Here is a 14,622-nt window from a genome sequence, read left to right as displayed (position 1 = left end):
CCTCAAAGCGGTGCTTTGAGCAACCTGCGGCTAGCTTCCTAGTTTTCTTTTTGATTTTCATTGAGTATCAGTTTCAGACTTTCTAGCATGGAAAAATCTGTTATAATAATAGAAAAGGAGAAGCGCATGCACAAGATTTTATTAGTAGAAGATGATCAGGTCATTCGTCAACAGGTTGGGAAAATGCTCTCTGAATGGGGATTTGAAGTGGTTCTGGTAGAAGACTTTATGGAAGTTTTGAGTCTGTTTGTCCAGTCGGAGCCTCATCTGGTCCTCATGGATATTGGACTACCTTTGTTTAATGGCTATCACTGGTGTCAGGAGATTCGCAAAATTTCTAAGGTGCCCATCATGTTTCTGTCTTCGAGAGACCAGGCTATGGATATTGTCATGGCAATCAATATGGGGGCGGATGACTTTGTGACTAAGCCTTTTGACCACCAGGTTCTTTTAGCCAAGGTTCAGGGCTTGTTGCGTCGTTCCTATGAGTTTGGGCGTGACGAGAGCTTACTGGAATATGCCGGCGTTATCCTCAATACAAAATCAATGGATTTACATTATCAAGGGCAAGTTTTGAATTTGACCAAGAACGAATTCCAGATTTTACGAGTCTTGTTTGAACATGCAGGCAATATCGTAGCACGTGATGACCTCATGCGGGAGCTTTGGAACAGTGACTTTTTCATTGATGATAATACGCTCTCTGTTAATGTGGCTCGTTTGCGTAAAAAATTGGAAGAGCAGGGCTTGGTAGGATTTATCGAGACCAAGAAAGGAATAGGGTACGGATTAAAGCATGCTTGATTGGAAACAATTTTTTCTAGCCTATCTGCGCTCCCGTAGTCGTCTGTTTGTCTATCTTCTTGCTTTAACATTTCTGGTTTTGCTCTTTCAGTTTTTATTTGCCAGTTTGGGAATTTACTATCTCTACTTTCTCCTGCTGTACTGCTTTGTAACCATCTTATTTTTCACTTGGGATATATTAGTGGAGATGCAGATCTATCGCCAGGAAATTCTCTATGGAGAGAGGGAAGCCAAATCTCCATTGGAAATAGCTTTAGCAGAAAAATTAGAAGCGCATGAGATGGAACTTTATCAGCAGAGGTCAGATTCAGAAAGAAAATTGACGGATTTGCTGGATTACTATACCTTGTGGGTACATCAGATAAAGACCCCCATTGCAGCTAGTCAACTCTTAGTTGCAGAAGTAGCCGACCGCCAACTGAAGCAGCAATTAGAACAGGAAATTTTCAAGATTGATTCCTATACCAATCTAGTTTTACAGTACCTGCGTTTAGAAAGTTTCCATGATGATTTGGTCTTGAAGCAGGTGCAAATTGAGGACTTGGTCAAGGAAATAATTCGTAAATATGCTCTTTTCTTTATTCAAAAAGGCCTAAATGTCAACCTATATGACCTTGATAAAGAAATTGTGACGGATAAGAAGTGGTTACTAGTGGTCATTGAACAAATTATCTCAAATAGTCTCAAGTACACCAAGGAAGGTGGTCTGGAGATTTATATGGAAGGCCAGGAACTCTGTATCAAGGATACGGGAATCGGGATAAAAAACAGTGATGTCCTCCGAGTCTTTGAACGTGGCTTCTCAGGATATAATGGACGCCTAACTCAGCAGTCATCTGGACTTGGCCTCTATCTATCTAAGAAAATTTCTGAAGAACTGGGGCACCAGATTCGTATCGAGTCTGAGGTTGGAAAAGGAACGATAGTGCGGATTCAGTTTGCTCAAGTGAACTTAGTCCTTGAGTGAGAAGAGACAATGAGTTTTTACCCAATCTCTTTTTGCTATATTTCAGGATATTTGAAGACTGTTTTTTACAAAACCAATAATAGAATTTTTAATACGGAATATAGTATAAATACTGGTTCAAAGTGAAGTTTTGTATGCTTTATACTTTTGTTGAGTATAAAATCTATAAACTAAGGGTGAATTACAAAAATTAATTTGAGATGAAGTGAATTGTAGACTTGGGAAATGTCTCCTATTCGATTTCAGAATGAATCGTTGATACAGGATTAAAAGAACTGCAGCTTTCTTTTAATTTTGAATGAGATAGGTGTATATAGATTTGTGTAACTGGTGTAGAACTGTTTCCAAGAATTTATTGAATGTATCGAATACACACATCCTATTGATTTTGAACCAGTTTTTAATTTCTAAATGTTATAATAGTTTTATCAAGTAAAAGGAGACTACCATGATTGGAGACAATATAAAATTCTTACGAAAATCACATAATCTGATATAACCAGAATTTTCACGGATTGTGGGTGTGTCACGAAATAGCCTAAATCGTTAGAAAAACTGAAAAAGCTTACTTTCAATAGAAGTATTGGAAATATTCATTTTACATCTATCAAAGAAACATGGGATAGACCTATATTTTACAAAATAGCAAATTATATTTTGAATGATAGTAAAAACTGCAGTACTTGTGTGATTTACAATTATTGCACTCAATGTCCGAGTATCGGACTATCTGAAATAGGGAATAGTAGAGATTGTTCTGCGATATGTAAAAAAACGCATTAGCAAGGAGTATCGTATATGCTACCATATCTTAAAACTATTAGATGGTATCTCTTCTTTAATTTTCTTTTTGGTGTAGTATCGAATATCTGCACAGCTTTGTTACCGTATTTCACGCAGGCATTAATCAAAGGGGATTATCAAGTAGCTCTATATGGTTACTCTATGTCAGTGGCTGGCTATTTGAGTTGTAACTATATCCAAATGATACTTGATTGGAAGCAGGGGATTATCTTTTCGACTACTTTGAAAAATGAGTGGTTTCGTTCACTTCTGGGACTCAGTCACCACGATTTCAAGCAGAAAACAGTAGCAGAGTATATTTCCTATCAATCTAATGACCTAGATTCGTTGGAAAAGGATTACCTTCCTCCATTGATGAGTTTTATCAAACAAATTTTACGTATCATCATTTACGCTTTCATTATTAGCAGAACAATTAATCCTATTGTATCACTGATTTTAATCTTTTCTACTGGAATTAGTATTCAAATTCCTAAAATCGTTGGGAAGTTGACCGCTAATCGTAGACAGGTTTACTTGAAAAAACAAGGAGATTACTATCGAACTTTGGAGGATTTGCTCATGGGACATCATTTGGTAAATAAACTAACTATGTCGCATTTTTTGAATCAACAAAAGAGTTCTCTAAAGAATTTGCAGGATAAGTATTTTAAGTATGGTTTGACAAAAATTACAGGCATCTTATTGACAGGTGTTTCTTTTGAATTCATTAGTCTTGTTCTGTTTATTTATTTAGCCTACTCTCTATCTCACCAGCAACTCGGTATTCCTGAGGTGGTGGCGAGTTTCGGATATATTAATGCTTTTTCTGAACCAATACAGGAAATCCTTTATGATTTACAAATGTTAGAGTCCGTAAAGCCTGTAATCAAGAGTTTTCAAAACATTGTTGGGAGACCCGTTTCAGTTCAAGCACCTCAACATTCTTTTGATACGATTACTTTGAAAAACATTTCCAAACAACTGGGAGAATCAAAATTGATAATTACTTCCGCTACGATTCAAAAAGGGGATAAAATTGCGCTTATTGGTAAGAATGGGTCTGGAAAAAGTAGTCTTCTCAACATTTTAAATGGAACAGATGAAGATTTTGAAGGACAAATTGTGCTAGATGGGCTTGTTTTGGACCATCTTTGGGGAAGATTCGGTATGATTCTGCAACAAGAACATACATTTATTTCGAGTTATGAAAATAATGTAACGCTATTCAATAGTTTCAATGAAAAATTCAGAGAAGAAGATTTTGAAAAAATTCCACCACAATCCCTGTCAGGTGGTCAGCAACAACGAATGTATTTAAATCGTGAGAAAAATCGTAAAAATCCATTGCTTATCCTAGACGAACCTTTCTCTGCCTTGGATACTAATCAGTTTAAAATGGAATTGGAAAGAGTTCTGGAACTACCAAGTGCCGTCATTGTTACTTTACATCGCCAAAACGAATTATTAAGTAAGTTTGACCAAGTTTGGGAAATTAAGAATGGAGAACTTGTAATTTTGAAATAGCTAAATTATAAAGAATAAAACGCATAGTATCAAGGTTCAGGAGATACCGTTTTTCCTTCTTCGGATAAGGAAACAAAAATTTCTTGCTTCATCTATCTATTCAATTGATAGATTTCTTCGAAGAAAGACTGTAAAATTTTTGATATAATGTTAAGGATGGACTGACGGATATTTAAAGGATAATTTTCAAAAGAATAACAGGTGAGAAGAAAAATATGTAAGATTGGACAGAAGTCTCTCTACCATCATCCATGCAGAAACAAAATTATACGAAATAAAAGGAGTAACCAATGACTGGAAACTATTCAACACGTGAATACCGTGAGAAATTATATGATGATCTTCATGTTCGATTAAGAGATACAGTGATTTTGATGTGTGCGATTTTTATTGCCTCTATTGGCCTAAATATGAATTCAACAGCTGTCATTATTGGAGCCATGCTGATTTCCCCTCTTATGACACCGATTGTTGGACTGGGGTTTGGTGATGGAGATCATGTCCTATCTTCACTTTGATTATTGGAAAAAAACGGCTCGGTCAGGAGCTAGTATGAATAAGGAGAACAAATGAAACGTTTAAAAATGTTATGGCATATTATGCAGGTTACGGGTTTTACTCGGTTTGCTCTGAGTTTTGTGACCTTTGTTTTTGGGTCAGGAGGCGTGCTTTTCCTAGTTGAACCTGCTATCACAAATTACGGAGACGGTCTTTGGTATGCTTTTGTGACTTCGACGACTGTCGGCTACGGGGATCTCCTAGCTGTGACCTTGATTGGAAGGATTACCAGTGTCTTCTTGACGATTTATGGGCTCATATTTTTTGGCTGTTTATCAGCTGTTATTTTTAATTATTATACCAATTTAAATAAGGAAAGAGGAGAGGACAAATGACTGCCAATTATTCAACACGGGAATACCGTGAGAAATTATACGATGACCTTCATGTTCGATTGAGAGATACAGCGATTTTGATGTGTGCAATTTTTATTGCCTCTATCGGACTAAATATGAATTCAACAGCTGTCATTATAGGAGCCATGTTGATTTCACCTCTCATGACACCGATTGTTGGACTGGGATTCGGTTTAGCTATTTTTGATACGCGTTTAATCAAGCAATCTCTAGAGGTTTTATTGACTCAAGTGTTGGTCAGTTTGCTTGTCTCGACTCTGTATTTCTGGATTTCTCCCTTGTCTTATGCAAGTAGCGAGTTGATTGCACGAACCTCTCCAACCATTTGGGATGTCCTCATTGCTATTGCTGGTGGGATTGCTGGTGTGATCGGTTCAAGGAAAAAAGAAGCAAACAATATCGTGCCAGGAGTAGCCATTGCTACAGCTCTGATGCCGCCTATCTGTACTGCTGGCTATGGTTTAGCTAATGGGAATGTACGATTTTTATTGGGGGCTCTCTATCTTTTCTTGATCAACTGTGTCTTTATCATGCTAGCCAACATTGTTGGAACAAGAATTTTGATGAGAAAATCTCCTTTAACTTCATTTAAAGAGCTGAGCATTAAAATGAGAATTGGCTTGATATCTTTGATTGTATTGTTGATTCTTCCAGCTAGCTATTCGGCAGTTACTCTGACAATAGAACAAGCGCGCAAAGAAGGGATCAAACAGTTTGTAGGAAAAGAGTTCGCCAATTATACGGTTATTAATCAAGTCTACAAGTCAAGTAACAATGAATTGGTCTTGACGGTTGTTGGAGATCCGATTTCAGAAGAAGAATTAGAAACACTCCACCAAAAACAAGCCTCTTACGGTATTCAATCTGTTCAATTGAAAGTGAATCAAGTTCAGAACTCGCCAACATTAGATAGTGAAGCGACCAAGGAATTTTATGAAACCATTGACAAGTATATTGATCAAAAACTCTCTGAAAAAGATTCACAAAAAGATCTCGTAAAAGAAAATGAAGCAGACAAGGATTGAGGATATTGACCTTATCTAACTCATGAAAGCAAATCTTGTGTGGTGGTTTGGTCAATCACTACTAGCTCGGATTAAATAATACTCTTCGAAAATCAAATTCAAACCACGTCAGCGTCGCCTTACCGTACTCAAGTACAGCTTGCGGCTAGCTTCCTAGTTTGCTTTTTGATTTTCATTGAGTAAAAATATAAAAAGCAACAGCTGAAATAGTTGTTGCTTTTTAGGTAGCTAGGATTTTATCTCTTATTTCTCAACGCGTGATTTGTTGGCGATATCAGCTAGGATAGCTTGAACAAAGTCATCAACTGAGACAGTTTGTGTTTCTTTTTGTCCGTAGCGACGAACGTTGACTGTTCCGTCTTCCATTTCCTTGTCCCCAACGATCAATTGGTAAGGAATCTTGCTTGTTTGTGACGCACGGATCTTGAACTGCATTTTTTCATTGCGCTCATCTACATCTGCACGAACACCACGGTCACGGAGTTTCTTAGCCACTTCCCAAGCGTAGTCCACGTGTTTTTCGTTAGATACTGGGATGAGGGTTACTTGGTGTGGTGCAAGCCATGTTGGGAAGGCACCCTTGTAGTTCTCAATCAAGATAGCTGTGAAGCGTTCCATAGTTGAGATAACTCCACGGTGGATCATAACTGGACGGTGCTCTTCGCCATCAGCTCCGATGTATTTAAGGTCGAAGCGTTCTGGAAGCAAGAAGTCAAGTTGGATAGTAGAAAGAGTTTCTTCTTTTCCAAGGGCTGTCTTAACTTGAATATCCAATTTTGGTCCGTAGAAGGCTGCTTCACCTTCGGCTTCAAAGTAATCCACACCCATTTCATCAAGGGCTGCACGAAGCATGGTTTGGGCATTTTCCCACATCTCATCGTTGTCAAAGTACTTGTGAGTATCTTGAGGGTCGCGAAGAGAGAGGCGGAAGCGGTATTCAGTCAAGTTGAAGTCTTCATAAACATCGATAATCAACTGAAGGGCACGTTGGAATTCTTCTTGGATTTGTTCTGGAGTCACAAAGAGGTGACCGTCGTTAAGAGACATTTCACGTACACGTTGAAGACCAGTAAGGGAACCAGATTTTTCGTAGCGGTGCATCATACCGATTTCAGCGATACGGATTGGCAACTCACGGTAAGAGTGAACATGATGTTTGAAGACTTGGATGTGGTGCGGACAGTTCATTGGACGAAGAACAAATTCTTCCCCGTCACCCATGTCCATAGTTGGGAACATGTCTTCTTGGTAATGATCCCAGTGACCAGAAGTCTTGTAAAGTTCAACAGAAGCAAGTGGTGGAGTGTAGACGTGTTGATAGCCAGAAGCTAGCTCTTTATCTACGATGTAGCGTTCCAACTCACGACGAATAGTCGCACCATTTGGCAACCAGAATGGAAGTCCTTGACCAACCTCTTGAGAAATCATGAAGAGATCAAGCTCTTTACCAAGTTTACGGTGGTCACGTTCCTTAGCTTCTTCACGCATTTGAAGGTAGTTTTTCAAGTCTTTCTTGTCAAACCAAGCTGTACCATAGATACGTTGCATCATAGCGTTGTCGCTATTTCCACGCCAGTAAGCACCTGCTACATGGAGAAGGTGGAAGATTTGGATACGGCCTGTTGATGGGACGTGAGGGCCACGGCAGAGGTCTACATACTCACCTTGACGATAGATAGTCAAACCACCTTCGTCTTCAGAGTGTTCTTCAATCAATTCTAATTTGTAAGGGTCGTTCTTGAAGATTTCACGTGCCTCGTCTTTAGTCACTTCTTCACGAATTGATGGGAAGTTTTCTTTGACAATTTTTTGCATTTCTTCTTCAATACGAGGAAGGTCTTCGTTAGAGATTTGACCGGCAGTGTTGTCAGTATCGTAGTAGAAACCGTCTTCGATGGCTGGGCCAACTCCCAAGTGAATGTCTGGGAAAAGACGACGAGCTGCTTGGGCAAACAAGTGAGCTGCTGAGTGACGCAAGATTGGAAGGGCATCTTCGTGATCAGGTGTCACAATTTCGATGCTCCCATCTTCAGTGATAGCACGAGTAGTGTCGATGAGTTTGCCGTTGAATTTACCAGCCAAGGCTTTTTTTGCTAGGGAATTGCTGATAGATTGGGCAATTTCAAAAGTTGTAACGCCAGATTCGAATTCACGAACAGCGCCATCTGGGAAAGTAATGTTAATCATGATGTTCTCCTTTTTATTATTTCATAGTTTCTAAGCATTGACTTTTTTGCAGACTACTTCCTAGTCTTAATGTTCAATTGCTTTTCTTTATCAGAGAGGAAGTTTTCCATTTCCGTCAGAATGTCTATATCCAGACGTTGAGAAAGTTCTACTAGCCACCAGATATTTTCTGAAAGTTTTTGTTCCAGTGTGTAAGGTGTTTCATCATAGTAGCGTCCTTGCTTGGTCATCACTAGTCGTTGGAAATTTCCAATATCATTAGACAAAGCCAAGAGGTCTTCTTCTACCGTCCACTTGGAATCATGATGCTTAACTTCCAGTTTGTGATAAGCTTGTCGGATTGCACAACTGCGCTCCACTAATTCTTGCAACTCCATAGTTAGCCTCCTCATAAAAAATTGCGACATCCTCAAAAGGACGTCGCAACGTGGTTCCACCTTCATTTATGTACCTCAAAAGAGAGGGACACCTCTGATTGGCTCTAACGTGGCCACCGTTTTATGTTTTCATAAAAAACTCAAGAGTAGTATCAGTTTAGGCTCTCTATGCGTTTCCAGCAACCACGCACTCTCTAGTAGAAAGGGACTAAGTGACTTGTCTCTATGGATTATTATAGCATGATTGTGAGATTTTTCAAGGATTTTGTGAAAGTTTTTTGTTTTTCATTTTTGTAGAATATGCTTGATGCCAATACCGGAAGCCATGCCCACCAGAGCCAAGGTTTCATAGATTAGCAAGTAAATTAGTATAAACTCACCAAAGGTTATGATAGTAAAGCAAAAGAGCAGTCCGTTACCAATTAACCACCAAAGTGAGAAACGGAAACGGTAGCTATAAAGTAGCGATATAATCAAGATTACCAGAGGTGTAAAGAAGAGAAGATTGTTTATACAGAGTCCCTTGAGTGTAAGGGGGTCAGAAACAACTAGCAAGACCAACTCATAAAGTGGCCAATAAAAGAAAAATATGACCAGATAGTAGGGGAGATGGGAATAGAATCTACGCATGATAATCACCTCGTTTTAAAAAACAGACAACTTGGATTTCTTGCTATGATTATTATAGCATGTTTAAAACAAGAAAGTAAATCTGTTGACAAAGAAGTTAGTTATTGGTAGAATAGGGATTGTCGTAAAGACAAATAACTTCTTCTTGGTTACAGGCATGCCAACCTGTCACTCGGATGAAGCCAAATAAAAAGGAGAAACATCATGGCAATCTCAAAAGAGAAAAAAAATGAAATCATCGCACAATATGCACGTCACGAAGGTGATACAGGTTCAGTAGAGGTTCAAGTTGCTGTCCTTACTTGGGAAATCAACCACCTTAACGAACACATCAAACAACACAAAAAAGACCACGCTACTTACCGTGGATTGATGAAAAAAATCGGTCGCCGTCGTAACTTGCTTGCATACTTGCGTAAAAACGACGTTAACCGTTACCGTGAGTTGATCAACTCTCTAGGACTTCGTCGTTAATTCAAGATACAAAGGCCGTCAAAAGCACAAAGCAAAAATAGGAAAATTGACGAAGAAACTTTAGTTTTTAGGAAATTTTATCTTTTTTGCCAAGTGCTTAGGCCGTGTTCAATTGAGCATATCTTGATAATGAAGCTACTCTAAAATGGGTAGCTTTTTTGTATGGATTTTAGCCCGGGCTCAAATCAGCTCTCTGACTTCAGAGGGCTTTTTTATTGAGGTTTTATCGATCACAATTTTGGAGACTACAAAAACCTCAAATGGTATCAGCTAATTACACCATAAGGGTGCGCAGCTACTCGGCTTGAAAAGCCGAGTAGCTGTCTGCAAGCCCCCTCGGAGAGCCCACACTTTACGAAGTAAAGTATAGTATGTTATACTTTACATGGAAGTAGTCACCGAATTCCAGTTAGAAATTACTTTGTAACTACGTTTTGAGGAGGAGTAAAATGCTTTCCTACGTTCGACATTACCCACTAGCGATAGCTAAATTAATGTGTCTGTGCTCTCCTAAAATCTGCTGATTTATTACTGACCAATACAGGAGGTTTTTTATGGGACAGACAATTATATCTGCTATTGGTGTTTATATTTCCACCAGTATCGATTATTTAATTATTTTAATTATTTTATTTGCACAGCTATCACAGAATAAACAAAAATGGCATATTTATGCGGGGCAATATCTAGGCACAGGCTTACTTGTAGGGGCGAGTTTAGTTGCTGCTTATGTCGTTAATTTCGTGCCTGAAGAATGGATGGTTGGATTGCTTGGTTTAATCCCTATCTATTTAGGGATTCGCTTTGCAATTGTTGGAGAAGGTGAGGACGAAGAAGAGGAAGAAATTATTGAAAGATTGGAACAAAGCAAGGCAAATCAACTATTTTGGACAGTTACATTGCTGACAATTGCGTCTGGCGGAGATAATTTAGGTATCTATATACCTTATTTTGCTTCGTTAGATTGGTCACAGACCCTCGTGGCGTTGCTTGTGTTTGTAATCGGCATAATTATCTTATGCGAGCTTAGTCGGGTGTTATCCTCTATTCCGTTAATATTCGAGACAATTGAAAAATACGAGCGAATCATTGTGCCCTTAGTATTCATTCTACTTGGACTATACATCATGTATGAAAATGGCACGATAGAGACTTTTCTGACCGTGTAGATTTTTTTGTTTCACTAGGATTTTAGCCCGAGCTCAAATCAGCTCTCTGATTTTCAGAGGGCTTTTTATGTTGTCACTTTACCTCGATATACTCAAGTATAATCTTCGGTTACGATTATTAGCACTGTAAGACCAACTATATTCATTTGTTCTCATCTTGTTCCATTGTTGAAAATATGGTATACTTTTCATGAGAATTTTCTAAATTTTTAAGATTCTATCAAAGGAGGTTTGCATGCTTTCCAAATTTTCTGGAAGCCGACAAGACCAGCAATTTGTGTTACTTTTAGTTATTTTGCTAGGTATTTTAGGGATTTCTCTCTTTCTAGCAGTTTCAATGGGATCTGTTGCGATTGATCTAGGAGATACTTATCGGATTATCTTGAGCAGGTTGGGATTTCCTCTTGAGATAGGAGAGGTTTCCAAGTCTACTCTTGCCATTGTATGGAACATGAGATTCCCCCGAGTATTGTTAGGTCTGATAGTAGGAGCAGGCCTTTCTATGTGTGGTAGTGTGATGCAGTCTACAGTGAACAATCCCATCGCAGAGCCCTATGTCTTAGGAATATCTGCGGGTGCAACTCTAGGTGCAACCTTGAGCATCATTCTTGGTTTAAAAGTGATGATTAGCCTTGGAGCTTTTCTTGGAGCTATTTTGGCAACAATTGCTGTTCTCATCATTGCCTCTATGCAGGGAAGGATGACAACATCTAGTCTGATCTTATCAGGAACGGTGGTCAATGCTCTCTTTCTAGCTTTTTCCAACTTTATTATCTCAGTTGGCGCTAATGCGGACAGTGTGATGACCATTAAGTTTTGGACCATGGGTTCGCTCGCTGGGACTTCCTGGGCAGACTTGGTCCTGCCAACTATAGTAGTAGGAATAGCCTTTCTATTTTTCTCTACTCAGTATCGTGTTTTCAATGCGATGATGATGGGAGATGAGGCTGCTTTAACTTTGGGAATTCCCTTACGCTTTTATTGGTATCTTTATGTGACCATGGTGGCTGTGCTGACAGCAGTATTAGTGGCAACCTGTGGGATTATTGGTTTTGTCGGTCTGATTACTCCACATTTAGCTCGAGGGTTAGTAGGAACGAATTATAAGAGGCTTTTTCCTGTTGCAACCTTGTTAGGTGCCCTCTTTGTCATCTGGGCAGACGTACTCTCTCGTATTATCATTCCAAACGCAGAGCTTCCTATTGGTATTTTCACAGCCTTAGTAGGTGCTCCCTTCTTTATCTACATTGTTGGAGGTAGGCGAAGGGAGGTGAGGGTCTGATATGGACTTGATTTGTCAGGATATCCATTTTGGACTAGGAGAGAAAAAAATCATCAAAGGAGTCTCTCTTAAGGTTGAAGGGCATCAATTTCACACGATATTAGGACCAAATGGAAGTGGAAAAACCAGTCTACTTAAACTCCTTTATCGTCAGGAAAAGGCGGACAAAGGCTTGATAAGCCTAGATGGAAAGCCTCTGGAACAATGGACGCTCAAAGAAACAGCCAAGCAAATGGCAGTTGTGACCCAGTTTAACCAACTGCAGTTTGATTGTACAGTTGAAGAAATCGTCTTGCTGGGAAGAACTCCCCACCTCTCTTTTTTACAGAAGGAAAGGGAAAGGGATTATGCCCTCGTTCAAGATGCCCTCGTTAAGGTGGATATGCTCGAGAAGAAAACTCGTCTCTATTCGTCTCTGTCAGGGGGAGAGAAACAGCGAGTCTTACTAGCCCGCGCCTTGGCGCAAGAACCGACTCTCTTGCTCCTGGACGAACCAACCAATCACCTGGATATCAAGTATCAGTTAGACTTGTTGGCCATTGTGAAGGAGCTCAAGGTCAATGTTCTAGCTGTCCTGCATGATATTCAACTTGCTTGTCGCTATTCGGATTATCTCTATCTGATGAAAGAGGGGGAAATCCTGTACCAAGGTACTCCAAAGGAGACCATCACCCCTGAGTCATTGCAAACTGTATATGGAGTTCAAAGTCAGGTGACTTGGACCGAGGATCAGCAAGCCATGATTCACTATTTATAAAAATGAAAAGGAAAATAAGATGAAAAAAACACTAAGCATTTTACTGGTAACAGTAGCTACCTTAACTTTGGCAGCTTGTGGTAACACTACTACAGAAAAAGCTACCACACAATCTAGCACAGAAACAAGTCAAAAGGCTAACGCAGAGACGACTTATCCGCTAACTATCAAAACTTATGATGCTAAAGGAAATGAAGTCGAACAAGTTTTTGACAAGACACCTGAAAAAGTTATTACAAATAATCTTTCAACCACTGAAATTTTATTGGAGTTGGGGTTGAAGGATAAAATTGTTGGCATGCTCAATCCAGACAATGCTGTGACGGACAAATACAAGGACGCGATTGCGACGATTCCTCAAATTGGAGATAAAAAAACAGTCTCACAAGAAACAGTCCTTTCTTATGAGCCAGACTCTGTGATGGGTCGAAACATGATGTTTTCTGAAAAATCCTTGGGGACAGTTAGCACTTGGAATGAAAATAAAATCCCAGTTTATACACAAAAAGCTTCTCTCTCAACAATTCAGCAAGATTTGGGGAATATCGTAGAAGATGTCAAAAATCTTGGAATGATTTTTAATGTTCAGGACAAGGCCAATGAATACGCAGCCCAATTACAAACTAAAATTGATGCTGTTAAGAAAGCAAATCCAGCAAGTCAAGGTGAAAAGAAAAAGGCTTTGATTATGGTTGCGTATAATGATGAAACCTTCGGTGCCTACAAGTCTGCTTTGCAAGAAAGTTTGCTGAACCAACTTGGTTATACAAACGTTGCTACGGGGACATCAGGTTTGACCTTGGAAAACCTCGTGTCAATGGATCCTGAATTGATTATCTATGTAACCAGCGACCGCAATAAAAAATTGGATGAAAAAGCAGTAGAGTTGATGAAGGCAAATGCTGTTTTGGAAAGCGTTCCTGCTATTAAGAATCAAAAAATCATGACCATCTCTTACGATGAATTGATGGACTATGGTCCAGCAGTGATTGATTCCCTTGAGAAAATCAATGACTTTATCAATAAATAATAAGTTTGATTGGGAAGGAATTCAAGTCAAAATCAGCCTTCCTTCTAACTACGACCCCAATCAAACCTATCCGGCTATTTTATTGAATGATGGAAACTTGGATTTCCTATCTTCCCTTTCCGAATCTGTGATTTTAGTGGGCTTGACCTCTAAAAATCGCTTAGACGATTACACTCCCTGGAAGGCATCTGCTCTGAGAGATGGGGCTCCAGATTTTGGAGGTCAGGCCAAGGTCTATCATGATCATTTGTTTGGAGGTCTTTTAGACAAGTTGCAGTCGCTTTATCGTCTGGACGAAACTCGCCTTGCTTATGGAGGTTACTCACTAGGTGGTTTGGCGGCAGTTTACAGTCTTTTCAGCTTTGACAAGGTTTCCTGTGTTTTCTCTATCTGCGGTTCTTTTTGGTATCCTGATTTTGTGGCTTACTGCAAGAAAGAGACAGTGAAAAATCTAGATTGTTTGCTGTATTTACAAAATGGTCAAACAGAAGGAGCCTATCATACTAATCGCTTGGCTCAAGCACCAGCTTATGCTGAACAGATCCATACCGATCTTCAAAAACGCTATCCGAAAGGTCAGTTTGTCTTTGATCCTTATGGGCACCATGAACAAGTGGCTGAGCGATTTCTAGCCTTTTCCGGCTGGTTGGCACAAAAATGGAAAATCAAATAAAAGAATTATCCCTTGGCTTTTGC

13 protein-coding genes and 2 pseudogenes are annotated in these 14,622 nt (G+C 39.3%); 12 read left to right on the top strand and 3 right to left on the bottom strand.

The genetic code is table 11. The annotated features are described in order from the left end of the window. Window positions 1-126: 126 nt before the first annotated feature. The 6 genes and pseudogenes from QM843_RS02395 (at window position 127) to QM843_RS02370 (ending at window position 6,020) form a co-directional block, all read left to right on the top strand. Entirely contained in the window at window positions 127-804 is a 678-nt protein-coding gene (locus QM843_RS02395; RefSeq protein WP_414304438.1) for a response regulator transcription factor, read from the top strand. Beyond that, entirely contained in the window at window positions 797-1,771 is a 975-nt protein-coding gene (locus QM843_RS02390) for a sensor histidine kinase (RefSeq protein ID WP_414304437.1), read from the top strand. Before QM843_RS02395 ends, QM843_RS02390 begins: the two co-directional genes overlap by 8 nt. A 798-nt stretch (window positions 1,772-2,569) precedes the next feature. Further along, window positions 2,570-4,081, top strand: a complete 1,512-nt coding sequence (locus tag QM843_RS02385) for an ATP-binding cassette domain-containing protein (protein WP_004242726.1) — start codon at window positions 2,570-2,572, stop codon at window positions 4,079-4,081. A 290-nt stretch (window positions 4,082-4,371) separates the two neighbouring features. Then, window positions 4,372-4,569: pseudogene (locus tag QM843_RS02380) on the top strand (DUF389 domain-containing protein); the annotation flags it as partial. A gap of 81 nt (window positions 4,570-4,650) precedes the next feature. After that, complete coding sequence (locus tag QM843_RS02375) at window positions 4,651-4,974, top strand: potassium channel family protein (protein ID WP_000825751.1); 324 nt, start codon at window positions 4,651-4,653, stop codon at window positions 4,972-4,974. Then, window positions 4,971-6,020 (top strand): DUF389 domain-containing protein, encoded by a 1,050-nt coding sequence (locus QM843_RS02370; RefSeq protein WP_247949577.1) that lies wholly within the window; start codon window positions 4,971-4,973, stop codon window positions 6,018-6,020. The genes QM843_RS02375 and QM843_RS02370 overlap by 4 nt, the downstream gene beginning before the upstream one ends. A gap of 243 nt (window positions 6,021-6,263) precedes the next feature. On the opposite strand, the gene thrS is transcribed toward QM843_RS02370, so the two are convergent. The 3 genes and pseudogenes from thrS to QM843_RS02355 all read right to left on the bottom strand — a co-directional run bounded on the left by thrS (window position 6,264) and on the right by QM843_RS02355 (window position 9,214). After that, window positions 6,264-8,207 carry a threonine--tRNA ligase gene (gene thrS / locus QM843_RS02365; RefSeq protein WP_023945494.1) on the bottom strand — a complete coding sequence of 648 codons (1,944 nt, stop codon included), beginning with the start codon at window positions 8,205-8,207 and terminating at the stop codon, window positions 6,264-6,266. A gap of 53 nt (window positions 8,208-8,260) precedes the next feature. Beyond that, window positions 8,261-8,584, bottom strand: coding sequence for a nucleoside triphosphate pyrophosphohydrolase family protein (locus tag QM843_RS02360; RefSeq protein WP_218756938.1), 324 nt, complete (start codon window positions 8,582-8,584; stop codon window positions 8,261-8,263). 256 nt (window positions 8,585-8,840) lie between these two features. Further along, window positions 8,841-9,214: pseudogene (locus QM843_RS02355) on the bottom strand (hypothetical protein). A gap of 204 nt (window positions 9,215-9,418) precedes the next feature. Between QM843_RS02355 and rpsO the strand changes: the two are divergent. The 6 genes from rpsO to QM843_RS02325 all read left to right on the top strand — a co-directional run bounded on the left by rpsO (window position 9,419) and on the right by QM843_RS02325 (window position 14,599). Further along, window positions 9,419-9,688 carry a 30S ribosomal protein S15 gene (rpsO, locus tag QM843_RS02350; RefSeq protein WP_001018251.1) on the top strand — a complete coding sequence of 90 codons (270 nt, stop codon included), beginning with the start codon at window positions 9,419-9,421 and terminating at the stop codon, window positions 9,686-9,688. A gap of 554 nt (window positions 9,689-10,242) precedes the next feature. Further along, window positions 10,243-10,857, top strand: coding sequence for a CadD family cadmium resistance transporter (locus tag QM843_RS02345; RefSeq protein ID WP_414304436.1), 615 nt, complete (start codon window positions 10,243-10,245; stop codon window positions 10,855-10,857). Between the two features lie 235 nt (window positions 10,858-11,092). Beyond that, entirely contained in the window at window positions 11,093-12,139 is a 1,047-nt protein-coding gene (locus tag QM843_RS02340) for a FecCD family ABC transporter permease (protein ID WP_000949314.1), read from the top strand. A gap of 1 nt (window position 12,140) precedes the next feature. Beyond that, window positions 12,141-12,896: an ABC transporter ATP-binding protein gene (locus QM843_RS02335; protein WP_414304435.1), complete on the top strand. Its 756-nt coding sequence runs from the start codon at window positions 12,141-12,143 to the stop codon at window positions 12,894-12,896. A 19-nt stretch (window positions 12,897-12,915) separates the two neighbouring features. Next, window positions 12,916-13,926, top strand: a complete 1,011-nt coding sequence (locus QM843_RS02330; RefSeq protein WP_414304434.1) for an ABC transporter substrate-binding protein — start codon at window positions 12,916-12,918, stop codon at window positions 13,924-13,926. Beyond that, complete coding sequence (locus QM843_RS02325) at window positions 13,907-14,599, top strand: alpha/beta hydrolase-fold protein (RefSeq protein WP_237447008.1); 693 nt, start codon at window positions 13,907-13,909, stop codon at window positions 14,597-14,599. Before QM843_RS02330 ends, QM843_RS02325 begins: the two co-directional genes overlap by 20 nt. The last annotated feature ends 23 nt before the right edge of the window (window positions 14,600-14,622 follow it).

Source organism: Streptococcus mitis (genome assembly GCF_047463435.1).
In the GTDB taxonomy this organism is placed as follows: domain Bacteria; phylum Bacillota; class Bacilli; order Lactobacillales; family Streptococcaceae; genus Streptococcus; species Streptococcus mitis_DS.
The sequence above is the reverse complement of the archived record's forward strand: the minus strand, read 5'-3'. Positions and strand labels throughout refer to the sequence as shown.